Origin of the sequence: Polyangium jinanense, assembly GCF_028435265.1 — a bacterium.
GTDB classification, from domain to species: Bacteria; Myxococcota_A; Polyangia; order Polyangiales; family Polyangiaceae; genus Polyangium; species Polyangium jinanense.
Map to the genome: position 1 here is coordinate 63,312 of NZ_JAGTJK010000048.1, position 25,224 is coordinate 88,535.

Sequence of the window (25,224 nt, forward strand, 5' to 3'; positions counted from 1 at the left end):
CATGGAACTTCGCGCGGTCAAGGGGATGAACGACATCCTGCCGGACGAGGCGGCGCGCTGGCAGCGCCTCGAGCAGGCGTTCCGCGAGCACGTCGCTCGGTACGGCTACGACGAGGTGCGCACGCCGATCCTCGAGCACACCGCGCTCTTCTCGCGGCAGATCGGCGAGACGACCGACGTCGTGGAGAAGGAGATGTACTCGTTCGCGCGTCACGGAGACGAGCTCACCGTGCGCCCCGAAGGCACGGCCGGCGCGGCGCGCGCGTACGTCGAGCACAAGATCCACACGAAGGAGCCCGTCTCGCGCTGGTACTACCTCGGCCCGATGTTCCGCGGCGAACGCCCGGCGAAGGGCCGCTACCGGCAGTTTTATCAGGCGGGCTGCGAGCTCTACGGCGACGCGGGGCCGCTCGCCGACGCCGAGATGATCGAGATGATCCTCTCGCTGCTCAGCAGCGGGCTCGGCATCAGCAACATCGAGGTGCGGCTGAACTCGCTCGGCGCGTCGGGCACACGCGCGCGGTATCGCGACGCGCTCGTCGCGTACTTCACGCCGATGAAGGACAAACTCTCCGAGGACTCGCAGCGCCGGCTGGAGAAGAACCCGCTGCGCATCCTCGACTCGAAGGACCCGCGTGATCGCGAGGCCTCGAAGGGCGCGCCCTCGATCCTCGAGCTGCTCGACGAGGCCGACGCCGCGCACTTCGCGGGCGTGCGCCGCCACCTCGATGCGCTCGACGTTCGGTACATCGTCGACCCCACGCTCGTGCGCGGACTCGACTACTACACGCGCACGCTCTTCGAGTTCGTCACGACCGCCGGTGATCTCGGCGCGCAGAGCACGGTCGTCGGTGGAGGCCGCTACGACAACATGATCGAGGGCCTTGGTGGCCCGAGCGTGCCCGCGATCGGCTTCGCGATGGGCATCGAGCGGCTGCTCACGTTGATGCCCGGCGAAGCCTCGCGCGAGCGCCCCGCGATCTACATCGCGCCCCTCTCGGACACGTGCACGAGCCGCGCGCTCGTGCTCGGCCGCGACCTCCGCGCGCGCGGCGTGCGTGTCGAGGTCGACGGACGCGGCGGACGCCTCAAGGCGATGCTCCGCCGCGCCGATTCGCTCGGCGCGAAGCTCTGCGTGATCCTCGGCGACGGCGAGCTCGAACGGGGCGTCGTGTCGGTGAAGGATCTTGCGGCACACAAGCAGGACGAGGTACCGCTCGCGGATGCGGCGGACGTCCTCGCGGCGCGGGCGCGGGCCGAGGTTTCTCCTCCGCCGGGCGAGGCGCGGTGAGCGTCCTTCGAAGGCGTGGCGCCTCGCTGGCCTCCCTCGTGATCGCGGCGCTCGTCGCGGTCCCGGGGCTCGCGCTCGCACAAGGCGGCATGGGCCCGGGCGGGCCTGGAGGTGGTCCACCTCCCTCGCAGGGGCGCCCGAAGCAGCCGCCATCGGACCAGCCGCAGACGCACGCCGCCTCCGGCGCCGAGGACGCTCCGCAGATGCAGACGCAGGAGCCCTCGCTGCCGCAGGATCCGCTCGCGGTCCCGCCGGCCGTGGCGAAGCGCCTCGGATCGAGCTCCGATCCGGAGGCGACCCCGCCGCTTTCGCCGTCCGAGCGGCGTTTTTATGGCCTGTGGTATTCGGAGAAGAGCCCGAAATACGAATTTCGCACGCTCTTTCCCCTGTGGGCCGAGTGGAAAAAGCCGCAAGAGAAGGACCGCGCCAGCCTCTTCGGCCTCTTTTATTACAACCGTCGCAGCCCCAAGGCCGACGCCGACGTCCTTTTCCCGCTGTTCTGGCGACTCCGTGACGGCCAGACCCGCACGACGGTCATCGGTCCGTACGTGCACCAGGAGCGTGAGGCCACGGCGAAGCAGCCGGCGAGCCACATGAACATCCTGCCCCCGCTTTTCTTCGAGGGAAAGACGGGGACGAAGAGTTACCTGCACATCCCGCCGCTGCTCACGTTCACGCAGCACACGGATCACGACGGCCTCGACATCGTCGGCCCGATGTTCTGCAAATGGAAGGGCGGCCCCGCGTGCGACACGCGCACCGCCGACGACATCGACCTCGGCGTCGCGCCTCTTTATTTCTACGGCCGGAACGAGACGACCGAATACGAGATCATCCCGCCGCTCCTCCATTACTATCGTTACAACGAGATCGGCGAGAGCTGGCTCAACGTCTGGGGCCCCTACATCCGCCGCCACGATAACGAAAGCGACAGCCGCCACGTCGTGCCGTTCTACTGGCATACCTGGGGCAAGAACAAGGAACACCTCACGGTCTTCCCGTTCTTTCATTATGGCTACGAGGGCAACGCCTCGCGCCTCGTGACGCCGCTCTTCTGGTGGGAGCGCGGCGAGAAGGGCGAAAAGACGTTCGCGACCTGGGGCTATGCCCATTACCAGGGCCGCACCGAGCTCGAGATGATCACGCCGCTCTACTGGCATTATCGTGATCCGGACATCGGGCTCGATCGGAAGCTCTTCTTCCCATTCTTCTACAAGGGCGAATCGCCGCGCGGCAAGGAGCTCGCGGTCTTCCCCTTCTATGGCCGATTCCAGCGATACGGCCTCAGCGACGAGACCTGGATCACGCCGCTCTTCCGCTATCGCACGGACACCACGGGCTGGGCGGCGAACCTCTTCCCCATCTTCCACATGGGGCGCACGCATCAATCGTCGCACCTCGTGCTCGCGCCGTTCGTGTGGGATTTCGCCTCGCCGACGTCGCGCGCGACCGTCGTGCTCCCGGGCTTCTTCCGCTTCGCCGACCAGGACGGCGTCTCGCAGCTCGCGCTGAACACGTTCTATCGCGAGAAGAAGGTCCCGGGCGGATCCGAATGGGAATTCCACTTCTTCCCGTTCTTCTCGTACGGCCAATCGCCCGTCGGCCACTGGTGGAACGTCCTCTACGGTTTGGCGGGGTATACGCGCGAGGGGACGATGTCCAAGATGCGCCTCGCCTATATCCCGATCACGCTCAGCAAATAGCTCGGCCACGCGAGGCCTTTCCGCGCGTCGAATGGCGTGGTAACGTAGGCGTGTGCTTGCTTTTCGTCGCGCGCTCACGCTGGGGATCGCGGTCGCCTCGCTCCTCGTGACCCGGGAGGAGGCGCAGGCAGCGCCGTGCGGGCGGGTTCGATTCGTCACGGTCTACGATTCGCACGGACTCACGGCGTTCGGCGACCGGATCGACGGCTGGCTCCTTTCGCAAAAAGACGCCGAGCTCGAGAGCTACACGCTCGGCGGCGCGTCGACGGAGTGGCTCATCACCGCGAAGGTATCGCGGAGAGGCTACCATTACCATAGCTGCGACAAATCGCCGATCGTCGCACGGGTCCGGTTGCCCGAGCGCAAGCTGCGCGCGCCGACGCTCGACGAATTGCTCGCGCCGCCCGGCACGTATGAAAAGCAGGTCGTGCTCGTCGGGCTCGGCAGCAACATGCCCGGGGAGCCTTCGCTCCAGGTCGGGAGCGTCGAGCAGACGATCCGGCGAATCAAGTCGCATCCGAATACCGTCTGCGTGTGGATCGGTCCGCCCTCGATGCGAAAATGGTCGCCGGGCTTCGGCGACAAGGTCTACGCAATGCTACGCGCCGGCATCAAGGCCGCCGAGGAGGATCCGAAGGCCGCGCCCGCCTGTCACCTCGTCGACAGCCGCAAGTTCTCGTCCTACCCCGACGGCGGCGACGGCTGGCATTACGGATTTTTCCCGGCCGGTATCGAGGCCGCCACGAAATGGGCGGACGGCGTCACCGGCGAGCTCGACAAGATCCTCCGCGCCTCGCACCCCGCCGCTCCGATGGCCAAAAACGAGGCAAGCACGCGGCAGCAACCGCTGTCGACACCCAGCCCCTGACGCGATTCAAGCGCGTCCGGTGGGCGGCCCTTTTCGCCGGACGCGTTGTTTCATCGCGAACGAGATCCCGTCCTCCAGGGTGGACCGCGTCGTGATGCGCCCGAAATCCACCTGGAGCTCCACGAGCGTCCGCGCGATCTCCGGGCCGATGCCCACGAGCACGCTCTGGCAGCCGAGCAGCTCCGCCGCTTGCACCGCGCGCGCGAGGTGCGCCGCGACCGCCGTGTCGAAGGTCGGGACGCCCGTCACATCGAGGATCACGATCTCGGCGCCCCGCTCGTGAATCGCGCCGAGCAACGTCTGCAGCGCGCGTTCGGCCCGCCGATCGTTCATCTCGCCGACCAGCGGCATGAGGAGCACGCCCCGCCCGACCTGGAGCACCGGCATGCTCATCCGGTCGAGCATCGTGGTCTGCGCTTCGATGACCGCGCGTTGCTCGCGGTTCTCCGCTTCGAGCCGCTCGGCCCGTTGCAGGCGCTCCTTCATCGTCGTGATATCGGTGACGATGCCGCAGAGGCCCACCACCTCGCCGCCGACGTTCCGCAGCGGGAACTTGCGCGTCCAGATCGTGCGCGTCACGCCGTCCGAGCTCGTGGCGAGCTCCTCGTTCTCGTTCGGCTGACCGCTGCAGAACACGACGTCGTCGAAGTGCCAGAAGACCTCGGCCTGTTCCTTCGGCATGAAGTCGGGATCACTCGCGCCGATCAGCACCTCGTACCGCTGACCGACCAGGCGGCAAAACCCCTGGTTGCAGGCGATCAACCGGTGATCGCGGTCCTTGACGAAGATGGGATCGGGGATCGTGTCGAGCACGAGCTGGAGGAGCAGGAACGTCTTCCAGTCGGCTCGCTCGATGCTCGGAAGGAGGAATGCCGCGACGCTCACGATGCCCCCCTACCCCCTCAGCCCGTGATCCCCCAGGCCTGCGCGATCTCGCGCGTCTCCACGTGCTCGGGGATCGCGACGAACGTCCGTCGCGCGTCCGCATCCGTGATCGTCGCGGTGCGACGCTCGATCTCCTGCAACGCCTCCGCGATCACGGCGCGCGCCTCTTCCACCTGACCCGCTGCGTGGAGCGCGCGCGCCAGGATGAGCCGCACGAGCCCCTCGCCCTCTTCGAGCGCGCCCACCTCCGCGAGCAGCTTGCGCGATGCGCGCGCGTTCGCGAGCGCCTCTTCCACGTTGCCCACGGCGAGCAGCACCCGCGCGAGCGTCGCGTGCCCGTGGCAGAGGTACGGCGGTGCGACCGCGAGCCGATCCACCGCGCGCCGCGCCTCGGCCTCCGCCTCCGCGAGGTCGCCCATCATCAGGTGGATCGTCGCGAGCTCGTCGCGCCCCACGCCTTCGAGCCGGCGATCGCCGTGCGCCGCGAACTCCGTGACGGCCTGCTCTTCGAGCGTCTTCGCCTCTTCCAGCCGGCTCATCCGCGCGAGCGCATACCCGAGGTCACGCTGCGCCGACGAGACGATGTGCTTGGCGCCCATGCGCTCGGCGTCCACGATCGCCGGCACGAGCGCTTTCTCCGCGCCGCTCCAGTCGCCGACTTCCAGGCAGGACGCGCCGTAGTTCGCACGCTGCAGGCACGCGTTCCGCACGTCGCCGGCCTTCTCGAACCCCTCGGCCGAGAGCGCGAAGTACCGCGCGGATGCGCCCGTCTCGCCGACGAACGGCGCGCGGAACGCCCGCGCGCGCTCGCGCCAGCCCACGGCCAGCGGCTGCTGCGAATTCCCCGCGAGCCTCTCGAGCTCCTTGAACAGCGACTCCGCGAGCTCGTTCTTGCCGAGCAAGAGCGCCGACGTCGAGGTGCGCGAGAGCGCCGCGATGTGGCCGTCGCTCACGGGCGCCTCCTGCATGCACGCGACCGTGAGCAGCGCGTCGCCGAGGACCTCGACGCGCTCGACGCTGCCGAGCTTGCCGAACACGCTCGCCATCTCGCCGACCGCGAAGAGCCACGGATCGCTGCCCGCGGGCAGGATGTGGATCGCCTCGAGGCCTCGCTCCTCGGCCTCGGCGAACTTGCCTTGCCAGCGATACGCCTCGGCCTGACGCAGCCTGAGGCGACCGAGCTCCTCGCCCTGCGCCCCGCAGGTGATCGCCCGCTCGCTGCGCTCGATCACGGCCTCGAAGTCGCTGCCTTCGAGCGCCGTCTCCGCCGCGCGCGCGTACCACGACGCCGCGCGGATCAGATCGCCGCCGCGCTCGTGGTGCTGCGCGAGCACCATCGCCTCGGTCTCGCCCACCGATTCGAGCCACGCGGCTGCGAGGCGATGGCCGAGCATGCGATCGGCGTCCGTGAGCGTCGCGTACGCCGCCTCGCGCACGAGCGCGTTGCGGAAGGCGTGATCCTCCTGCTCGAGAAACCTACGCGAGGTCCGGCGCAGGACGAGCTCGCGCTCGACGAGCATGCCGAGCGCCTCGCGCACCGACGCCTCTTTCTTCTCGCCGCCGATGAGCGCAGCCACGCCCGCGGGCCAGAAGACGTCGCCGAACACGCTGGCGGCGCGGAGGATGCGGCGCTCGACGGCCTCGAGCTCTTCGAGGCGCGCTTGCACCATCGCGAGCACCGTGCCGGGCAGCGCGTCGCCGCGGCCCGAGGCCACCGCGCGCACGATCTCTTCGAGGTAAAACGGATTGCCCGCCGCGCGCTCGATGATGCGCGCCGTGAGGTCCGGCGTCACGGTGTTGCCGAGCCAAACCTTGCAGAGCTGCTCGCTCGCGCGCCGCCCGAGCTCGCCGAGGCGGACCTCCTGCATGCCGCGCTCCTCCCAGAGGCGCGGGAACACACGCGAGATCTCCGGACGTGCGAGCGCGAGCACGCAGAGCGGCTTCTCCCGCGCGTGGCGCAGCGCCGCGTCGATGAGCCGCACCGTCGGCAGATCGCCGAAATGCAGATCGTCGAGCAGGAGCAGCACGGGCTTCTGCGTGCACTCGGCGAAGAGCCAGTCCTCGAACGCGCGGCGCATCTGATCACCCATCAGCATCGCGTCCGCGCGCGCCGCGGCGAGCAGGTGGCTACGCTCCGCGGGCAAACGCAGGCCGAGGATCTCGCCGAGGAAGACGGTCACGCGCACGACGTCCTCGGCCGGGACGCACGACGAGACACGTGCGAGGAGGTTTTCCTCTTGCACGGCCGCGAGCGCGCCGACCTCGATGTTCGCGGCGGCGCGCACGAGCTGCGCGAGCATGCCGAACGTCGAGCCCGCGGCCATCGGATCACCACGCGCGACCCACACTTCCGGATCGTGCCCCGCCGCGTCGAGCCTGCGCAGCACCTCCGTCGCGACGCGCGACTTGCCGACGCCCGCGGGCCCCGTCACCAGCGCGACCCGCGCGATCGGCTCGCCGATGCTCTCCTCCATGATCGCAACGAGCGTGCTGATCTCGCGCTCGCGCCCCACGCACGGGCTCGGCTTGCCGAGCAGCGTGCGCGCCGCGTCGGCCCGATCCCGCACGGTTTCGAGCACCCGCGTCGGCCCGTCTTCTCGTACGTCGAAGCGCGCGTCGAGCAGGCCTGCCGTCACCTCGTCGACGAACACCTGCCCCTCCATGCGCACGCCTTCGCGGCGCGCCGCGGAGAGCGTACGCGCGGCCGACTCCGCGGCGTCGCCGACCGGGAGCTGCTGCGCCACGAGGCCACGCCCCGTCGCCACCGCGATCGGAACGCCTGGCAAGAGCTCGCGCATCGCCATCGCCGCTCGCGCGGCCCGCGCCGCGAGATCGATCGCGGCCGCGGCGCCCGTGAACACCGTGAGCAGCGAGCCGTCGACGAGCCGCTCGAGCTTGCCGCCGTACGCGGCCGCGACGCCGTTCAGATCGTCGAGCGTGCCCGCGGTGCCGCTCACCGCGTCGCCGCTCAGGCTCGGCAGGCTGCGGCGCATGATCGCCTCGGCCATCATCCCCGGTGTGAGCGTCACGTCGGTCTCGGTGGCGTCACCGTCCGCGATCGTCTTCGAGAACGTGCTCGTCGCGAGCACGACGCAGAGGAGCTGCTGCTCGCGCACCGTGATCGCCGGCCGACTCATCACGGACGAGCTCACGAGCCCGCTGCTCGGCGGCCCACCGGGCAGAGGCCCGAGTGCGTCGAGCGCGGCGACGACCATCGCTCCGTCGCGCGGCCGGCCCGCGGGATCCTTGCAGAGCATCGACGAGACCAGGAGATCGAGCGCGACCGGCGTCTCGCTGCGGATCGTGCGCACGCGCGGCGGCTCCTCGAACAGGATGCGCGAGAGCGTGGCCATGAGCTGCTCCGAGGCGAACGCGGGCCGCCCCGTCAGGCACTCGAAGAGCATCGCGCCGAGGGAAAACACGTCGGCGCGCGCGTCGACGTCCTTGCGTCCTTGTGCTTGCTCGGGCGCCATGTACCCGGGCGTTCCGAGCAGCGTCCCCGTGCGTGTCGCGAGCGTCCGGCCGTAGCCGAGGCGCGCGATGCCGAAGTCGAGCAGCTTCGCCTCGTCGACATCGCCGCGCGGCAGGAACACGTTGCTCGGCTTCACGTCGCGATGAACGATCCCGCGCGCGTGCGCGGCTCCGAGCGCGTCGGCCACGCGCCGCGCGAGCCGGATCGCCTCGTCGAGCGGCAGGCGACCGCGCGCGAGACGATCGGAGAGGTCCTCGCCTTCGAGCCATTCCATGACGAGGAAGAGCTCTCCTTGGGGCAGCGATCCGTGCGACACGTACCGGACGATGCCTGGGTGCCGGAGCTCGGCGAGCAGCACGGCTTCGGCTGAGAAGCGCTCCATCTCGCGCACGTTGCGCCCGCCGAGGACCTTGACCGCGACCACGGCGCCCGACTCGAGATCGCGCGCGCGGTAGATCGTGGCCATCCCGCCCGAAATCGTGTGATCTTCGAGCTCGAAGCGCGCGGCAACCCGCATCCCTGGCTTCAACATCGCCCAGGAATTCTATCCGGGCGGATGCGCGATCATCCAAGTCATTTCGCGGCGCTCCGCACACGTACCCGATCGACCCGGGCGCTCGGGGTCAGCGGCGACTCCATGACAAGCCTTCCGCGAAAGCGCGCCTCCCCCCCTTGCTCGCGCACCTTCCGGCGGCGCATGATGCGTGCGCGCATGGGCCATTTCCTCATCGGTGACGCGGATTTCGAGTACCGGAGCTTCACGACGTTCCCGCTCCTCGAGCACGTCCTCGGGGTCGGGCGGATGTTCTGCGCGCCGCGCTTCGAGCTCGTCGACGAGGAAGGCGCGCCTCTCGACGACGAGGACGCGTTCCTGGCAGAGCTCGGCGAATCCGCGCCGGAGCTCTTTTTGCCGTACGGCGAGGACCTCGTCAGCCTGCCCTCCACCGCGGATCTCGACCTCGTCCTCGGGCACCTGCTCGCCCGCGTCAGGCAAGCGGACGAACGCATCCGCGCGCGGCGAAGCAGCGGGCAGGAAGGCGCGCGCGTGCGCTGGTCCCTGCCCTTCGTGTGGGAGCTGCGCAAGGACGAGTGGGGCGCGCTGCTCGCGACGATCCAGGCGGCCCTGCCCGAGGAGGCATCGCTCTCGCTCGAATTTTTGCAGGCAGAGGAGACGGAGGAGCTGCTCGATCGGCTCTTCGATCGGGATACGCGGCTCGGGCAGCTCCAGGCGGCCTTGTCGGAGACGCACGGCTTCGGCCTCGCGGCGCTGGCGTTCGCGGTCGCGCACGACATGCCGACGTTCACGGTCGAGGACGAACCGGTGTTTTACGAGTTCGACGAGGGAGGCGAGGCGCAGCGGTTCATGAACCGGCTCGAATCGACGGTGCTCGCGGCGCCGGAGGCGACCCGGATCGAGCAGATCGCCGTGCACGCGGATTCGGCGCTGCAAGCGCTCGAAGAGGAGCGGGTCGCGGACGCGCTCGCGGACGCGCGGCAGGCGCGGGCGTGGACGTGGGGCGTGCGGGACGCGGCGGCGATCGCGGCGGCCTATCGTGCGAGCGCGACGGCATGGCTCGAAGCGGGAGAGCTCGATCGCGCGATCACGGACGCATCGTGGGCGATTTACCTGGAGCCGGACGCGGACGGGTTCGATACCCGCGGGATCGCGCGGCACCTCGGGGGCGACGTGGAGGGGGCGATCGCCGATTACACGGCCTCGCTGGAGCTCGCGCCCGAGGCGGCGCGGGTGCTGTCGAATCGAGCGGAGGCTTATTTCGATCAGGGGAACGACGCGGCGTGTATCGCGGACGCGGAGCAATCGATTGCGCTGGATCCCGAATACGCGACGGCGTTCGTGTGGCGAGGGCGGGCGCTTTTGCGGATGGGGCGCGCGGACGAGGCGAGAGCGGACGCGGAGCGAGGGGCGGAGCTCGGGGATGCGGCGCTCTGGGACGAGCTCCAGGCCGCGTCGAGCCAGGGGTAAACGAGTTTTTCAGGAAAATGTAGCGGCGCGACAACCAGGCGCGGTTTACCGCCCTGCCCCGAGCGCCCGCCCGTGCCGCGTGACGACCTTCTGGATCACCGCGAGCGCATCCTCCGCGGAGAACGGCTTCTCCAGCACCGGCCGCCCCGACTCCGCGAGGAACCGCTCCACGTCGGCGCCGAAACCGACGCCCGTCATGAACACGAAACGCCTCGCGACCTCGGGTTTGTCCGCGGCGACCTTCTCGTAAAACGCCTCGCCGCTCATCCCGGGCATCCTGAGATCACAAAGGATCACGTCGAACCGCTGCGCCGACAGCGCCTCGAACGCGCCCTGCGCCCCGCCCGCCACCGAGACCTCGTGCACACGGCCGATCTCTTCCGCGAGCGCGCGCGCGAGCGGCGCCTCGTCCTCGACCACGAGCACACGCACGCCGCTCTTGATCGAGCGCGGCGGCGTCGACGGCATCGGTGGGATCGACGAGTCGCCCCTTCCTGCGGCAGGTAACACGATCACGAAGCGCGCGCCGCGCGGCGGATCTTCGCCCTCGATCGGGCTCTCGACGTAGATGCGGCCGCCGCTGCGCTCGATGATCTCGCGGCTGATCGAAAGCCCGAGGCCCGTGCCCGCGCCGGGCTCCTTCGTCGTGAAGAACGGATCCCAGATGCGATCGAGGATCTCCGGCGAGATCCCCACGCCCGTGTCCCGCACGTCGATCTCCACCGTGCGTGGATCCTCGCTGCGCGTCGTGACCGTGACGGCGGGCTCGCCGGGCGCATTGCGCGGGATCGCCTGCGCCGCGTTGACGAGCAGGTTCACGAGCACCTGCCCGAGCCGACCCTCGTCGATGATGACGGGCGGCACGTCGCCGAGGTCGCGGACGATCCGCGCGCGCTCGATGATCTGTCCCCGCGTGAGCGAGAGGGCACTCTCGACAGTGCGGTTCACGTCGACCGCGATGCGGCGCGTGCCGGCCGGCGCGCGGGCGAACATGCGGAGGTCGCGGACGATGTCGACGATACGCCGCGTGGAGTCGCGCAATTCGCCGAGCATGTGGCGCACTTGCTCGGAGACGGTGGGGCCGAGATCGACGCCGGGGCCGTCGAGCATGCGGGCCATCATGTCGAGGCCGAGCAGGATGAACGCGGCGGGGTTGTTGATCTCGTGCGCGACGCCGGCGGCGAGCGTGCCGAGCGTGGAGAGGCGATCGGCCTGGATGAGGCGCGTGCGCGCGGCGTGCTCGACGCTCACGTCCATGAAGAGGCCCTCGATCGCGACGACCTCGCCGCCCTTGCCGACGAGCGGGTAGATCGTGCCGCGCGCCGTGATCGCATGCGCGCCGCGGCGCGCGAGGCGGGCCTCGTACGGCGAGGAACGCATGCCCGCGCGGGCCCGGAGGACGGCCTCGTCGTACGCGGCGGCTCCCTCCTGATCGACGTGCACCCCGCACAGAAACCCGGGCGTCGCGAGCGCCTCGTCGAGCGGAACACCGAGCAAACGCTCGGCGCAGTGGTTCAGATAGACGAGCTCGAGTGTCCTCGGATCGAGCCGGAAGATCACGAGTGGGGCGTTGTCGAGCAGCGTGCGGTGCTGCTCTTCGAGCTCGCGGATGCGCGCGAGGTGCGCGACCACCTCACGCTCGCTCGCCTCCCACGCCGAGAGATCACGCAGAAGCGCGTGGCAGGCGACGAGCGGATCGTCCTCCACGGCCGTGATCGTCGCGGCCACGGGCAAACGTCGTGCTTCGCCTGCGGGCGTGCGCGTGACGAGCCCGAGGCGCGCGTCGGGCTGCGGCAAACCCACGGTCGGATCAGGCTCGGGATCGAGGAGCGATCCGATCTTCCGGCCGATGAGCTCCTCGCGCGTGTGGCCCGTGAGCGCGAGCGCGGCGGCGTTCGCGTCGGTCACGCGGCCGCTGCGATCCCAGGCGAGCATCGCGTCCCCCGAGGTGTCGAGGATCATCGCGAGCCTTCGCTCCCGCGCGGATCGGAGGGAACGCTCGATGCTCGCGCCGATGATGTCCCCGATCTCCTCGATGATGTCGACGGGCGCGCCGCGCGCGGCGCCCGGTTCCGCGAAGGTCACGGAGAACGAAGCGAGCGCGCGCTTGCCGTCCGGCGAGCGTACGGGCACGGCCACGTAGGACCGGTAGCCAACCTCGCCGACCGAACGCTCGATCTCGTTGCCGAGGCGCGTGTCGTCGCAGATGTACGGACGAACCTCGACGTAGACGCGCTGGTAGAAGTTCGGATCGAAGGGGATGCGGGCGCCGAAGCGGACGTTGCCGGGCAGGTTCGGATCGGCGTTGTCGGTGTAGAAGCGCTGGTAGCCCTCGTCGTCCGGCATGAGCACGGCGACGGAGGCAAACTTGATGTGCGCCGCGAGCGCGCGCGAGAGGTCCTCGAACGCCGCCGGCGCGAGCAGGCTCGGGTGACGAGCCGCCACGCGCAGCACGGCGTTGAGGACGACGAGTTTGTCCAGATCGGGCACCGATCCCTCCCTCATGGAAGCGCGCCCCCGGCCTTCGTGGCCTCGGGGACGGCCGGCGCGGGTGCGCCCGTGCAACGAGCATACAAGCTCGCCGCGGCCTCGCGGCGCGCGCGTGGCACATCTCTCCGCGCGACGTAGGCGAGCGTCATCCGTTCGGCGGTGGGACGATCTTCGAGCGCGCAGGCCGTGACCAGGCGAAGGCGCTCGGTCTCGGCGGCGACCCGGCCGATCACGAGGCGGCGCCCGAGCGCACGATCGAGCCGCCGGGCGGCCTCGGCGAAGTCGCCGCTGCCCACGTACGCGCGCGCGAGCAGGTAGTCGGGCAAACCGTCGTCCGGCGAGCTCGCGGCCCAGGCGCCGAGCTCCTCCGCGGCGCGCACCTTGTCGGGCCCGCGGCCCTTCGTGCCCACGAGCAGCGCGACGATCGCGTCCTTGCCGCGCGCGTTCTGCGCGGCTTCGAGCTTCACGTCGAGGGTGCGGAGCTGATCCTCTTCGACGGTGCGGGACATGACCTCGCGATAATGCACCATCGCGCGCTCGTGATCGCCGTCCGCGAGCGCGAGGTCGCCGAGCTCCTCCAGCGCGCGGTCCCGGACGTGGCGGGGAAAACGCGTGTCGTCGGCGATCGCCTGGAGCTCGGCCTTGCCGGCGTCGGGTTTGCCCAGCCGAACGAGGGCGCGTGCGATGGACACGCGCGCGCCGCTCTCGCCGGGATCGAGCGCGAGGGCCTCGCGGAGCGCCTCGATCACGCCTTCGTCGTCACCGCGGGCCCTCTGCTCCTCGGCGCGCTTGCGGCAGGCGTCGACCACGTGTGGGCATCGCCGGCCGAAGATCCCGGGCCGCTCGAAGCGCGCGCGCGCCTGGGCCGCGGCCGCCTCGGGGAGCACCACGCGATCGAGATCCTCGTGGAACGCACGTTCGAGCTCGTCCCAGCTCGCGCCCGTGATCTCGGGCAGCGATCCGCCGCCGTACCACGCGCGCACCGCCGCCGCGCCATAGCGTTCCTTGACGAACCCCACGAACGCGCCGCTCGCCGTGTACGCGACGCTGGAGTTTTCCCCGAGAAACCCGAGCGCGAAGAGGCGCGAGAGCTTGGGCAGCTTGCCGAGGTCCTTCATGGCCTTCGCCCACTCGCGGGCCGAGAGCGCGCCCTCGTGCGGCGAGGTCGCGACGGCGATGCCCTCGATGAGGCCGGGGTTCGGCAAGAGGCCGCCGAGGCTGCCGGCGATGCGGAAGGGTCCGCGGCCGAAGGATCCGGCCATCACGTGCGCGATCTCGTGGCCGAGCACGGGGTGCGGGTAGCCGTTCTGCTGGACGTAAACTTCGCTGCGCCAGGGCTTGGCGATGTAGGTGTCGGCCGCGCCCATGAGCGCGCCTTTTTGCGCGGGATCGGCGAAGAGGTACGCGGTGATCTTCGCGGGACCCTTCGTCTCCAGCCACGCCTCCTGCGCGACGACGTGCGCGGTGCAGTCGCGCGCGAAGCGGAGCGCGTCCTCGCGGGCCATGCCGCGCGGGTAGACGACGTCGCAACGCTCGCTCTCGACCTTGCCGCCGAGCGTCTCGGCGATGCTCGCAGGCGTGTGCCAGTGCCCGAGGCGATGACCGAAGAACGTCATCCCGAGGCTCGCCGCGGCCGCGAACACGCCGAGCACGAGCGCGCTCGGCCGGCTGATCGAACGGCGCGCGAGCTTCCCTTCGTCCGTGCGGTCGAGGTGCGCCGCGAGCACGGCGCCCGCGAGAAGCGTCGCAGCCGAGCCGACGCGGTACGCATAAAGCCCCGAAGCGTCGATGACCGTGTCGTAGAGGCTGCCGCTGAAGTAGCCGACGAACGGGTCGTACGCGAAGACCATCGGGCTCGTGTAGAAGCGGACGAGCGAGACACAGACGGACGCCGCGGGTGCCGCGAGCGCGAGTAGCACCGCCGCGAGCCGCCTTCGCTTCACGCGCCCCGCGATCTCGCCCGCCACCGCACCCCAGGCGCCCGCGAGCAGCGCGCCGACCCCAGGGCCGAGGGCGAACAGGACCGAGCCCGAGAGCGGATCACAAAACCCCGCGCGCAGGCCGTGGACGAGCGTGACGAGCCACGCGACGCCCGCGAAGAGCGCGCCCCGCGCGAGCCCCGAGGCAAACGCGTCGAACGGCGAAGGCCGCGCCTTGCTCGTTTCGAGCGCCGTCGTGATCGCCGCGATGCTCGGCACGACGAGGCCCGCGGCGAGCGCGCTCTCGTAGCCGGGCCCGTCGAACAGCGGCAAAAAGCCGATCGCGCCCACGAGCAGCACGACCGCCCCGATCCCGATCGAGGACGGCCGTGCGCTCCGCAGTCGTTCGAGGTGGTGTTTCACGCCTGAGGCGGCGGCGGCGTGCTCACGGTCGTTTGTCGCGGCGGTTCGAGCACGAGCGGGAGGATCTCATCCATCGCGTTGACGAGCGTCACCTTGACCTCGTCGAGGATGTCCTGCGGCACGTCTTCGAGGTCCTTGCGGTTCTTCGCCGGGATGATGACGTGCTTGATGCCGGCGCGGTGCGCGGCGAGCAGCTTCTCCTTCACGCCGCCCACGCTCATGATGCGGCCGCGCAGCGAGATCTCGCCCGTCATCGCGACGTCCGAGCGCACCGGGCAGCCGAGCAGGAGCGAGCAGACCGCGGTGAACATCGTCACGCCCGCGCTCGGCCCGTCCTTCGGCGTGCCGTGCTTCGGGATGTGCACGTGCAGGTCGATGTTCTTCAGCCACTCGGGATCGAGGTGCAGCTCGCCGGCCTTGCTGCGGACGAAGGAGACGGCCGTGGTGGCGGACTCCTGCATCACGTTCTTCATGTTGCCGGTGAGCACGACGTTGCCCTTGCCGGGCATCTTCGTGGCCTCGATGAAGAGGATCTCGCCGCCCGTCGGCGTCCACGCGAGGCCCGTGGCGACGCCGGGATCGAGGTTCCGCTCCGCGATCTCGGGACGATGCTTGTGCGGTCCCAGGACCTTCTCGACATGCTCGGGCGAGACGACCTCGAGCACCGCGTTGCCCTCGGCGAGCTTGACCGCCGTGGCCCGACAAACCGCCGCGATCTCGCGCTCGAGCCCGCGCACGCCGGCCTCGCGCGTGTAGTGATCGATCAGCGTGGCGATGCCGGGCTCGGTGAACTCGAGCCGCTCGTCCGTGAGGCCGTGCGCCGAGAGCTGCTTCGGCACGAGGAACTCGCGCGCGATGCCGAGTTTGTCCGTGCGCGTGTAGCCCGGAACCTCGATGACCTCCATGCGGTCGAAGAGCGCCGGCGGGATCGTGTCGCGGTTGTTCGCCGTGGCCAGGAACATCACCTGCGACAGGTCGAACGGCATGTCGAGGTAGTGATCCTGGAACGTCGAGTTCTGCTCGGGATCCAGCACCTCGAGCAGCGCCGCCGCCGGATCGCCGCGCAGGTCGACGCCCATCTTGTCGACCTCGTCGAGGACGAGCACCGGGTTCTTCGTGCCGGCCTTCTTCAGCGCCTGCAGGATGCGGCCCGGCAAGGCGCCGACGTACGTGCGGCGATGGCCGCGGATCTCGGCCTCGTCGCGCACGCCGCCGAGCGCGATGCGCTCGTACTGCCGACCCATCGCGCGGGCGATCGAGCGGCCGAGCGAGGTCTTGCCGACGCCGGGCGGCCCGATGAAGAGCAGGATCGGGCCCTTCTTATCGGCCCGGAGCTGCCGGATCGCGGCGTACTCGACGATGCGCTTCTTCACCTTCTCGAGGCCCATGTGGTCCTCGTCGAGGCAACGGCGCACCTCCTGCACGCTGATGCGATCGACCGTCGTCTTCGACCACGGCAGATCCGCGATCCACTCGACGTACGTCCGCGTGACGTTGTACTCGGCCGACTGCTGCGCCATCGAGCGCATACGGCCGAGCTGCTTCTTCACGACCTTCTCGACCTCGGTCGGGACCTTCGCGCGGCGCACCCGCTCGCGCAGCTCCTCGATCTCGTCGTCCTCGCCCGCCTCGCCGAGCTCCTCGCGGATGCTCTTCATCTGCTGGCGCAGGATGTACTCGCGCTGGCTCTTGCCCATCTCCTCCTGGACCATGGAGGAGATCTCCTTCTTCACGCGCAGCACCTCGAGCTGGCGGCCGACCATCGCGAGCACGAGCCGCACGCGGGCCTTCACGTCGAAAGCTTCGAGGATCTCCTGCTTGTCCGCGACGGACGCCTGCGCCTGCGGGAAGTTCGAGGCGATGAGGTCGGCGAGCGCGCCGGGCTCGCGGACGTTGTCGAGGATGCCCGCCGTGTCGCGCGGCAGGTTCGGCATGAGCTGCAGGACCTCGCGCGTCGCCTCGCGCAGACCCGTGCCGAGCGCGTCGAGCTCGACATCGCGGACGAGCGACTCGGGGATGCGCTCGATCTTCGCGCGCATGTACGGCTCGAGCGCGACGATGTTCTTCACGCGGAACCGGCCGAGCCCGTTCAGGACGACGGAGTAGTTGCTCGGTCCGAGGCGGATCACCTTCACGACCCGCGCGATCGTCCCGACCGTGTAGAGCTCCTTGAACGTGGGCTCGTCGATCTCGGGCGAACGCTGACTGATGACGCCGACCAGGGCCCGCTCACGTCCGAGGAGATCCTCGACGAGCCGGACGCTCCGAGGACGTCCGACGTTGATCGGGACCACCGACATCGGAAACAATACGGAATTCCGCAGCGGGAGGATCGGGACGCTATCCTCACCCGAGGAAGAGGGTGGTCGAGAGGGGGGCGCGCCGTTCGAGGCCATACGCGCGACACCCTAGTACATTTTTTGCGGACCTGCTCGTAACGCGCAGGTCCGTTGCGGGCCGCGTCAGAAGTCGCGAATTTTCCAGAGCCCGTGCTCGCGGATCAAAGCGACCGTACCGCCGGCGCCGTAGGACATCGATGCGCTGTCCCCGGTCTCCTCGATGACGGCCGTCGGGAGCGCGGTGCGAATGGCCTGGACGATGCGGTTGATCTGGTCCTTCTGCGGGCCTTCCCAGGCCGTGCGGAGTTTTTCCGCTGTGAGCTCCGTGCCGGTCGTCTTCTGCGCGGGCGCGGCGGTTTTTCCGGCCGGCGCGTTCTCGGCGGGCGCGGCGGGCGCGGGCTCTTCGCCGAGCGTGATGCCTTCTTTTTCGGCGTCGGGGACGTAGCGGAGGATGACGTCGTACCGCTTGCGCTCGAAGGCCCGCAAGAAGCCCGCGAGGGCCTGGCGCGGCGTGGCCTGGCTGTAGAGGTCGATCGCGGCGGCGTCGATGCGCCATTTGCCGTCCTCGTAGACGAGGAGCAGCTCGTCGCCGTTCGGCAAGCTCACGGTCGCCGTGACGAGCGGATCACTCGCGGGACGCGAGACGGCGCGGGCGATCTCGATGACTTCGTCCGGGCTCTCCTTCACCGCGCGGCGAAACGCTTCGAGGGACATCGAGCGCTTGGCGTCGTCGGAGAGCAGGCGGTAGGCGTCGTCCACGCGGCCTTCTTCGAGGGCGCGCGCGTAGGCGCGGAGCGTGTCGCTCGGCCCTTGCTGGACGAGGGTGCTCGGGCTGCAGGCGGCGCCAAGGAGCGCGAAGGCGACGAGCCAGGCGGAGAGCTTCACGAGGCGGGCATAACACATCTACGGACGAAAGGAGCTAGGATGCCCGCCATGCCGCGCGTTGCTCGGGTGGAACGAGTCACCCACGAGACCCGCATCGCCGTCGAGATCGATCTGGACGGCACCGGAAAAAGCCGCATCTCGACGCCGCTGCCGTTCCTCTCGCACATGCTCGATCAGATCGCGCGGCACGGGCTCTTCGACCTGACCGTGGAGGCGCAGGGAGACGTGGAGATCGACGGGCACCACACGACCGAGGATCTCGGGATCGTGCTCGGCTCGGCCGTCGCGCAGGCGCTCGGGGACAAGGCCGGGATCGCTCGGTACGGCGAGGCGACGTTGCCGATGGACGAGGCGCTCGTGACGTGCGCGCTCGATCTCTCGGGTCGAGCGTATTTCGTGTTTCGCGTGCCGCTCCCGAAGGCGAAGGTCGGGACGTTCGACGTGGAGCTCGTCCCGGTGTTTTTCGAAGCGTTCGCCCGGTCGGCACAGTGCAACTTGCACCTCAAAATGCACGAGGGCGAGAACCTGCACCACATCATCGAGATCAGCTTCAAAGCCTTCGCGAAGGCACTGATGCGAGCGACGCGGATCGATCCACGCGTGGCCGGGGTGCCTTCGACGAAGGGGAGCCTCTAGCCATGGCGCGCGTCGTGGTCGTGGATCTCGGAATGGGAAACCTGCGCAGCGTGGAGCGGGCGATCACGCGCGCGGCCGAGGATCGCGGCGTGGCAAGCGAGGTCGTTCGCAGCGGGCGGCCCGAGGACGTGCTCGGCGCGGACAAGATCGTGGTGCCCGGGCAGGGCGCGTTCCGCGATTGCGCGGCGGCACTCGCGGGTGAGCTCGGGGAGGCGCTGCGGGAGGCGGTTCGCCAGGGGAAACCGTATCTCGGCATTTGCTTGGGGCTGCAAGCGCTGTTCGAGACGAGCGAGGAGGCGCCGGGGGCCGCGGGGCTCGGGGTGTTCCGCGGCGCGGTGCGGAGGCTCGATCCGGGAGCGGGCGCGGACGTGGTGAAGATCCCCCACATCGGGTGGAATCGGCTGGAAATGAAGCACGCGCCCGAAGGCGCGCTCGCCGCGTGGGGATCAGAGACGCCGCACGTGTACTTCGTGCACAGCTATCACGCGGTGCCGGAGGATCCGTCGATCGTGGTGGCGACCGTGACCCACGGGCCGAACGTGGTCACGGCGGCCGTCGCGCGGGACAACGTGACGGCCGTGCAATTCCACCCCGAAAAGAGCCAGGGCGCGGGGCTCGTGCTGCTCGGGGCATTCGTCGCGGCGTAACGATTACCGCTCGAAGAGCATTGCGGTGAGCAGCGGGTAGAGCTTCCGCACGCCGGGAACGCTCGCGGCCACGGACGAGAGCACGTCCCAGTGATCGCGGTGGTAGACGACGACGCCGCTCTCCGAGCGGAACTCGCTCACGCCGGGCGCCGTGATCGTGACGCCGAACGGGCCCTCGATCGTCGCGGTCCACGACAGCATGAAATGGGGCTCTTGGCCGACGAGCGCGAGGTCGTCGAACCGCATTTCACGAAGGCGCTTGAAGAGGTTCTCGTTGATGCGCAGGAAGCGGTCCTTGCCCGTGACGTCGTTGAAGGGATCCACGAAGCGGACGTCGGGCGCGTAGATCGCGTCGAGGTCCGCGAGGACCTTCTCGCGGCGGATGTGGTAGGTGGCGAAGAGCGTGAGGATGCGCTCGGGCAGCGTGGGCATGCTGCCCGATATAGCATTTGCGCTTACGCGATGATCTCGGTGAGCAAGCCTTTCGGCAGCTCGGGGTCGCCGAAATCGTCGAGCGGGCCTCCCTCGGCATTCTTGCAGCCGAGGGCCGCGCCGATCGTGCTGAGGAGGCGGCCGTTGTGCACGCCGTTCACGTCGACGTACTGGCCCGTCTTCAGGTAGCCGTTCGCGCCGCCCACGAGGACGTACGGGACGTCGTTGTACGAGTGGTACTTGTTCGCCAGATCGTTCAGCCAGACCGCGACGCCGAAATCGAGGAGCGATCCGGAGCCGAAATCGTAGGCCGCGAGCTTGTCGAGCAGGTACTTGAACAGGCGCGCGTGGATACGGTCGATCTCGTGGTGCAAGAGGTACGCGCCCTCGATCGGCGGGCCCTCGGAGCCGTCGCTGTCGATGCGGTGCGAGATCTTGTGGAAGCTCTTCTGCCGGACGCCGTTGATGTAATACTCGGTGCTGTCGTTGCCATCGCCGATCTGGAGCGTCACGGCGCGCGTCGTGCCGCACGCCATCGCGAGCGCGATGATGTCCATCTGCATCCGCGCGACCTTCTCCAGGTTGTCGTTCGAGCGCGCGTCCGGGCTCATCGCCTCCATCGCCGCGACCTCTTCCTTCGTGAGCGCGCACTGGAGCCCGACCTCGAGGTCGCGGATCGACTGGAAATGCAGGTCCAATCGATCACGGTCGGCCTTGCCGAGATCGCCGCGCGTCATGAGCGATTGCATCTGCTCGCGCACGAGGTCGTTCACGCTCTTGCGTTGCGCGGCGAGCCTCTTCAGGACCTCGGGGTCGAGATTCGAGAGGCCGAACAGCGCCTGGTAGGCGTTGATCGGGTTGTGCTCGGCCGCGCGGATGACTTTCGCGTCGCGGTACGAGAGCACCTCGTTGATGTAGCCGGCCTTCTTGCCCGCATAAAGCGTGAGGGGCTCGACGCCCGCGGCGTTGAGCTCGCGCGCGATGCGGTTGTCGATCGACTCGCCCATCGACAGCGATTCGTTGCCGACCGGGTCCGTGGAGACCTTCTGCGCCGTGAGGCACTGGTTGCCGCCGCCGGAGTGGCCGCAGCCGTTGCCCGGGAACGCGAAGTTGATGCCCTTCACCAGGAGGAGGCGCGAGGCATACGCGCTGAGCTCGCTGACCGCGCGATCACTCTCGGCGTTCATCGACTCGGTCGTGAGCGCGCCGGTTTGGCTCGGCCAGAACATCTCCGGCTCGTCGTTCGTCTGCTGCACGACGCCGTTCGCCTGGCGCATGAAGATCGCGAACGGAGGCACGTCGCCCGGACCGGCCTCGGCCTTGCGCGGCGAGAAGCTCTCCAGGAACGGGAGCGTGAGGGAGACGCCGAAAAGACCTCGAAGAAAATGACGGCGATTCATGGCGCGACCTCCACGGGGCGGCGGGTCGAGAAGGCGTCGGAGGAGACGAGTTCGAGCAGGAGGTCCTTGACGGACATGCCGGTGCGCGAGGCCTCGCCGAGCTTCGTGATGAGCGCGGCGTCCTCGACCTCGGCGTCCCTGCCGTAGGCGAACTCGAGCCAGTTCTTCGCGAAGCACTCGTTCGCCTCGCGGCTCTCCGCGAGCAATTGGCTCCACGAGATGGCGTCGCTGAACGTCGCCATCCCGCCGCCGATCGGATACGCATCCGCGGCGTTGACCGGGAAGCCGTTGTCCTCGGACCGATAGCGGCCGATCGCGTCGTAGTTCTCGAACGCGAAGCCGGCCGGGTTGATGAGCGTGCCGTGGCACGAAGCGCCGCACGTGCCCTTGCCCGTGTGGGCGGCGACGATCTCGCGCGTGGTCTTGCCCTCCACGGGCGGGAGCGGCGGGACGTTGTTCGGCGGCGGCGGCAAACGCGCGCAGAGGACACGCAGGTTCACGAAGACGCCGCGGTGGATCGGATCGGACGCGCGGGCCGTGCCGTTCGCCGCGAGGAAGCCGGCGCGCGTGAGGATGCCGCTGCGTTTCTCCTTGTCGAGCTCGACCTTGCCGAACTCGGCGCCGTTCGGGGCTTCGACCTCGTAGATGGGCGCGAGTCTGTCGTTCAGGAACGCGGTGCGCGAGGTGAGCAGCTCGTGGAAGCCGCCCTCCTGCTCGAAGACCACGTCCTCGACGAAGAGCTCGGCCTCGCGAATGAGGTCCTGGCCGATCTCGGGGACGAACTCGGGGAAGACGGCCGGATCCTTGTAGAGATCACCGAACTTCCGCCAGTCGAAGAGCTGGCTGTGGAACGAGAGGATGACCGCGCGCGCCTGCGGATCCGCAAGCATGCGCTCGGCATGGGCGCGCAGGCCCTCCTTCGTGTCGAGCTCGCCCGCTGCGGCGGCCTCGAAGAGGACGTCGTCGGGCATCGTGTTCCAGAGGAGGTACGAGAGCCTCGAGGCAAGCTCGTAGGCGGCGAGCGGGATGAGGCCATCGGGGCGCGGTTTGCGCGTGCCCTCGACGCGGTAGATGAAATGCGGCGACTGGAAGAAGGCCGAGAGGACGTGCTCGACGCCGGCGAGGAAGGGATCGCCGTCGATGAGGGACGGGGCCTCGTTGAAGAGCGCGACGTGTGTGTCGATCTCCTGGGCCGTGAGGGGGCGGCGATACGCGCGTTTGCCGACGGTCTCGATGAAGGCGCGGGCGCGGGCCTCATTTCCTTGTCCCTCGTCGGCCGGCACGAGCGCCGCGACCTTCGCGGGATCCGAGACGACCAGGGCCGCGAGCTCCTCGGCGGCGCGCTGGTAATCGGCCCACAGGTTCGGCGTGACGGAAAGAACGACCTCGTTGTTGTCGAAGACGCCGCCGAGCGGATCTCCGGTGAACGACGCCGAAAATCCCGGGCGCTCTTCGAGGCGCAATACATCACGCACAGAGTTTTCCCATTGCGCATGGGTCAAGCGCGGGAAGGCGCTGCGCTCGGGAACCGATTGAACGGCTGCTTGATCATCCGTCGAACCGCCGATCGTCCCGACGCACGAGGGCAAGAGACAAGCGAGGACGAGCGCTCCGGCGCGTAGAAGCGTCGGAATGCGGCGCATGACGGAGGAAGGGGCGCTAAGAGTCTCCATGCCGGCCACCTCCAGGGCTTTGGCAATCACGGTGGTATGCCGGGTGTCCACGCGCGTCAACGCGCAATCACGGCTTCCGATCCAAGGGACCGCCGATTCCTTTGGAGCCCACACGAATTTCGCAATGGCATGGTATTTTGGTGCCGAGGGTGGTCCTGCGGAGGGCTTTACCCCCGGGCAGGGGCCCCTGTAGGCTCACGCCGTGCTTTTGATGAACGCGGTGCCGCGAAGGGCGGCGAATCGCTCGCGATCCACGCGAGCGGCGGCGTGGGCCTTCGCGCTTTCGACGCGCCTCGCGGCGCCAGTCCTGGGCTTCGTTCTGGCGAGCGCGCCGGCTTCAGCGTCAGCCGCGGAACCAGCGGCGAAGAAGGTGCTGGCCGTGCACGTGGAGGGCCAGGACGCAGACGCGGTGCGCGAGGCCATCGAGGCCACGCTGCCCGATCGGATCGTCGTGGCCCCGACGAAGGAGTTCGCGGCGGCGCTGAAGAAGGCAGGCCAGTCGAAGCCACTCGGCGCCGCGATGACGAACCCGAAGCAACGCGACAGGCTCGTGCCGCGCGTGCAGCAAGCGGCGTCGATCATCGACGCGGGCGCGGTGCTCGTGGGCATCGTGCAGAAGGTGCGCGGCGAGAAACGCGTGCACCTCGTCTGGGTGAACGCGGAGGACGACGCGACGCCCGTCGACGAGGCGGTGTCGCTCAAGGGTTCCGAGGACGAGCAGAAGAAGGCGATCGCCAAGGCGATCACGAACGCGGTCGAGACGTACGCGCCGGCGCCGCCGCCCGAGCCCGAGGAGACAACGCCGCCTCCGCCCGACGAGACGAAGCCGAAGGAGGAGGCGCCTTCGGGCCGCGTGCGGCATCAAGCGGGATCGTCGATCGTGTCGGCGGAGGTCGGCTTCGAGCTCGGCGGGCGCGTGTTCACGTACTCGGACGGGATCTCGGGGAACCTGCGGCGCTACGACGTGTACGCCGCGCCCGTGGCAGCCGTGCAAGTCGAGGTGTTCCCAGCGGCGATGACGACGATTCCCGTGCTGCGCGATCTCGGGATCTCGGCGGGCTACGCGCGCGCGTTCGGGCTGCAATCCGCGACGGAAGGCGGCGATCCGGTGGACACGGTCTACCAGCGGATCACGGCGGCGCTGAAGTACCGGATCCCGCTCTCGCGGCCGACGGGGCCCGTGATCGGCGTGCTCGGCGGGGTCCGGTGGCAGACGTTCCAGATCGACGCACCCGGCGCGCTCAGCAATCAGGTGGCAAGCGTGGACTACCTGGCGATTCGCGCGGGCGTCGACGGATGGATCCCGATCGGGCCGGTCGCGGCGATCCTCGGGTTCGAGTGGCTCGAGCCGCTCACGACGGGCGCGGTGTACGATCGGTTCTCGGGCCCGAAGGTGCATGGGATCACGGCGGCGGCGGGGCTCGCCGTGCGCTTCGAGTCGGGGCTGCAGATCCGGCTCACGGGCCACTACGATCGGTTCTTCTCGGACTTCGATCCCGTGCTCGGCGACGCGTACGTGGCGGGCGGCGCGCTCGACCAGTATTTCGGTGTCCGGCTCGGCCTGGCCTACATGGATTGAGGAGACGATGATGAACGCGCGCTTCCTTCGTATCTGCGTCGTGGCGCTCTCCGCGCCTCTCGTCGTCGCATTCGCGGCTGGTTGTCCAGGCACGTTGACCGAGGAGGAGAAGGCGATCTTCCAGGGCGGCGGCGCTTGCCCAGACGTGCCCGCGATGCTCGCCGCGAAGTGCGGCACGGCGAACTGCCACGCGTCCGGCTCGACGACGGTGGACCTCGCCTCGCCGAACCTGGAGTCGCGGCTCGTGAGTGTCGCGGGGACCGAGTCGTGCGGGAGTGTGATCCTGGCGAACCCAATCGATGCGGCGGGCAGCCTGATCTACGCGAAGCTCCTAGATCCGCCGCCGTGCGGACTGAAGATGCCGCTCGGCGGGTCGATGAGCGATCTCGAGATCAACTGCGTGAAGCTCTGGATCGAGAGCCTCGATCCAAACGCGGGCCCCGGCTCGGGCGGCATGGGCGGCATGGGCGGCGCCGGTGGCATGGGCGGCGCCGGCGGTATGGGCGGCGGCATGGGCGGCGCCGGCGGGTGAAGCCCCCTTTCGCCCGGGGTCGACCCCCGGCGAAGGTAAGGGAGGACCACCTTCGCCCGGGGTCGA

Annotated in this window: 17 protein-coding genes; 8 read left to right on the forward strand and 9 right to left on the reverse strand. The window is 69.3% G+C overall.

The features are described 5' to 3' along the window. The first annotated feature begins 1 nt into the window (after position 1). From hisS to KEG38_RS44085, 3 genes are read left to right on the forward strand one after another with little or no spacing between them, the layout of a single operon-like run. Positions 2–1,291, forward strand: a complete 1,290-nt coding sequence (gene hisS, locus KEG38_RS44075; protein ID WP_272426751.1) for a histidine--tRNA ligase — start codon at positions 2–4, stop codon at positions 1,289–1,291. Further along, complete coding sequence (locus KEG38_RS44080; protein ID WP_272426752.1) at positions 1,288–2,994, forward strand: hypothetical protein; 1,707 nt, start codon at positions 1,288–1,290, stop codon at positions 2,992–2,994. The genes hisS and KEG38_RS44080 overlap by 4 nt, the downstream gene beginning before the upstream one ends. A 52-nt stretch (positions 2,995–3,046) precedes the next feature. Then, positions 3,047–3,862 (forward strand): hypothetical protein, encoded by an 816-nt coding sequence (locus tag KEG38_RS44085; protein WP_272426753.1) that lies wholly within the window; start codon positions 3,047–3,049, stop codon positions 3,860–3,862. Between the two features lie 6 nt (positions 3,863–3,868). Here KEG38_RS44085 and KEG38_RS44090 read toward each other — a convergent pair whose 3' ends face one another. Next, entirely contained in the window at positions 3,869–4,747 is an 879-nt protein-coding gene (locus tag KEG38_RS44090) for a PAS domain-containing protein (protein ID WP_272426754.1), read from the reverse strand. 17 nt (positions 4,748–4,764) lie between these two features. Continuing rightward, complete coding sequence (locus KEG38_RS44095) at positions 4,765–8,751, reverse strand: serine/threonine-protein kinase (protein WP_272426755.1); 3,987 nt, start codon at positions 8,749–8,751, stop codon at positions 4,765–4,767. A 165-nt stretch (positions 8,752–8,916) separates the two neighbouring features. Between KEG38_RS44095 and KEG38_RS44100 the strand changes: the two genes are divergently transcribed. Then, on the forward strand, positions 8,917–10,203 hold the full coding sequence (locus KEG38_RS44100; protein WP_272426756.1) for a tetratricopeptide repeat protein: 1,287 nt from the start codon (positions 8,917–8,919) through the stop codon (positions 10,201–10,203). Positions 10,204–10,248: 45 nt separating this feature from the next. On the opposite strand, the gene KEG38_RS44105 is transcribed toward KEG38_RS44100, so the two are convergent. The 4 genes from KEG38_RS44105 to KEG38_RS44120 form a co-directional block, all read right to left on the reverse strand. After that, positions 10,249–12,693 (reverse strand): ATP-binding protein, encoded by a 2,445-nt coding sequence (locus KEG38_RS44105; RefSeq protein ID WP_272426757.1) that lies wholly within the window; start codon positions 12,691–12,693, stop codon positions 10,249–10,251. Between the two features lie 11 nt (positions 12,694–12,704). Next, the gene (locus KEG38_RS44110; protein WP_272426758.1) at positions 12,705–15,035 is read right to left on the reverse strand and encodes a tetratricopeptide repeat protein; all 2,331 of its coding nucleotides are present in this window, start codon (positions 15,033–15,035) and stop codon (positions 12,705–12,707) included. After that, positions 15,032–17,431: an endopeptidase La gene (gene lon, locus KEG38_RS44115; RefSeq protein ID WP_272426759.1), complete on the reverse strand. Its 2,400-nt coding sequence runs from the start codon at positions 17,429–17,431 to the stop codon at positions 15,032–15,034. The genes KEG38_RS44110 and lon overlap by 4 nt, the downstream gene beginning before the upstream one ends. A gap of 66 nt (positions 17,432–17,497) precedes the next feature. Beyond that, positions 17,498–18,259 (reverse strand): nuclear transport factor 2 family protein, encoded by a 762-nt coding sequence (locus KEG38_RS44120; RefSeq protein ID WP_272426760.1) that lies wholly within the window; start codon positions 18,257–18,259, stop codon positions 17,498–17,500. A 48-nt stretch (positions 18,260–18,307) separates the two neighbouring features. Here KEG38_RS44120 and hisB point away from each other — a divergent pair, with 48 nt between their 5' ends. Together hisB and hisH are read left to right on the forward strand one after the other, a co-directional pair. Next, the gene (gene hisB / locus KEG38_RS44125; RefSeq protein WP_272426761.1) at positions 18,308–18,895 is read left to right on the forward strand and encodes an imidazoleglycerol-phosphate dehydratase HisB; all 588 of its coding nucleotides are present in this window, start codon (positions 18,308–18,310) and stop codon (positions 18,893–18,895) included. Between the two features lie 2 nt (positions 18,896–18,897). After that, positions 18,898–19,542 carry an imidazole glycerol phosphate synthase subunit HisH gene (hisH, locus tag KEG38_RS44130; protein ID WP_272426762.1) on the forward strand — a complete coding sequence of 215 codons (645 nt, stop codon included), beginning with the start codon at positions 18,898–18,900 and terminating at the stop codon, positions 19,540–19,542. Positions 19,543–19,545: 3 nt separating this feature from the next. Here hisH and KEG38_RS44135 read toward each other — a convergent pair whose 3' ends face one another. Genes KEG38_RS44135 through KEG38_RS44145 form a run of 3 tightly spaced genes read right to left on the reverse strand, consistent with a single transcriptional unit; the run spans position 19,546 to position 23,047 of the window. After that, complete coding sequence (locus KEG38_RS44135; RefSeq protein ID WP_272426763.1) at positions 19,546–19,974, reverse strand: nuclear transport factor 2 family protein; 429 nt, start codon at positions 19,972–19,974, stop codon at positions 19,546–19,548. Positions 19,975–19,997: 23 nt separating this feature from the next. Beyond that, positions 19,998–21,374, reverse strand: a complete 1,377-nt coding sequence (locus tag KEG38_RS44140; RefSeq protein WP_272426764.1) for a DUF1552 domain-containing protein — start codon at positions 21,372–21,374, stop codon at positions 19,998–20,000. Further along, on the reverse strand, positions 21,371–23,047 hold the full coding sequence (locus tag KEG38_RS44145; RefSeq protein ID WP_272426765.1) for a DUF1592 domain-containing protein: 1,677 nt from the start codon (positions 23,045–23,047) through the stop codon (positions 21,371–21,373). The genes KEG38_RS44140 and KEG38_RS44145 overlap by 4 nt, the downstream gene beginning before the upstream one ends. Before the next feature lie 202 nt (positions 23,048–23,249). Here KEG38_RS44145 and KEG38_RS44150 point away from each other — a divergent pair, with 202 nt between their 5' ends. After that, positions 23,250–24,626: a hypothetical protein gene (locus KEG38_RS44150; RefSeq protein ID WP_272426766.1), complete on the forward strand. Its 1,377-nt coding sequence runs from the start codon at positions 23,250–23,252 to the stop codon at positions 24,624–24,626. 7 nt (positions 24,627–24,633) lie between these two features. Further along, the gene (locus tag KEG38_RS44155) at positions 24,634–25,158 is read left to right on the forward strand and encodes a hypothetical protein (protein ID WP_272426767.1); all 525 of its coding nucleotides are present in this window, start codon (positions 24,634–24,636) and stop codon (positions 25,156–25,158) included. The last annotated feature ends 66 nt before the right edge of the window (positions 25,159–25,224 follow it).

What these genes read in the sequence shown, in the direction of transcription:
- hisS (WP_272426751.1), top strand. Translation starts at nt 2, where the DNA reads ATGGAACTTCGCGCGGTCAAGGGGATGAACGACATCCTGCCGGACGAG.
- KEG38_RS44095 (WP_272426755.1), bottom strand. Translation starts at nt 8,751, where the DNA reads ATGTTGAAGCCAGGGATGCGGGTTGCCGCGCGCTTCGAGCTCGAAGAT.
- KEG38_RS44100 (WP_272426756.1), top strand. Translation starts at nt 8,917, where the DNA reads ATGATGCGTGCGCGCATGGGCCATTTCCTCATCGGTGACGCGGATTTC.
- lon (WP_272426759.1), bottom strand. Translation starts at nt 17,431, where the DNA reads ATGGCCTCGAACGGCGCGCCCCCCTCTCGACCACCCTCTTCCTCGGGT.
- hisB (WP_272426761.1), top strand. Translation starts at nt 18,308, where the DNA reads ATGCCGCGCGTTGCTCGGGTGGAACGAGTCACCCACGAGACCCGCATC.
- hisH (WP_272426762.1), top strand. Translation starts at nt 18,898, where the DNA reads ATGGCGCGCGTCGTGGTCGTGGATCTCGGAATGGGAAACCTGCGCAGC.
- KEG38_RS44135 (WP_272426763.1), bottom strand. Translation starts at nt 19,974, where the DNA reads ATGCCCACGCTGCCCGAGCGCATCCTCACGCTCTTCGCCACCTACCAC.
- KEG38_RS44140 (WP_272426764.1), bottom strand. Translation starts at nt 21,374, where the DNA reads ATGAATCGCCGTCATTTTCTTCGAGGTCTTTTCGGCGTCTCCCTCACG.
- KEG38_RS44145 (WP_272426765.1), bottom strand. Translation starts at nt 23,047, where the DNA reads ATGGAGACTCTTAGCGCCCCTTCCTCCGTCATGCGCCGCATTCCGACG.
- KEG38_RS44155 (WP_272426767.1), top strand. Translation starts at nt 24,634, where the DNA reads ATGATGAACGCGCGCTTCCTTCGTATCTGCGTCGTGGCGCTCTCCGCG.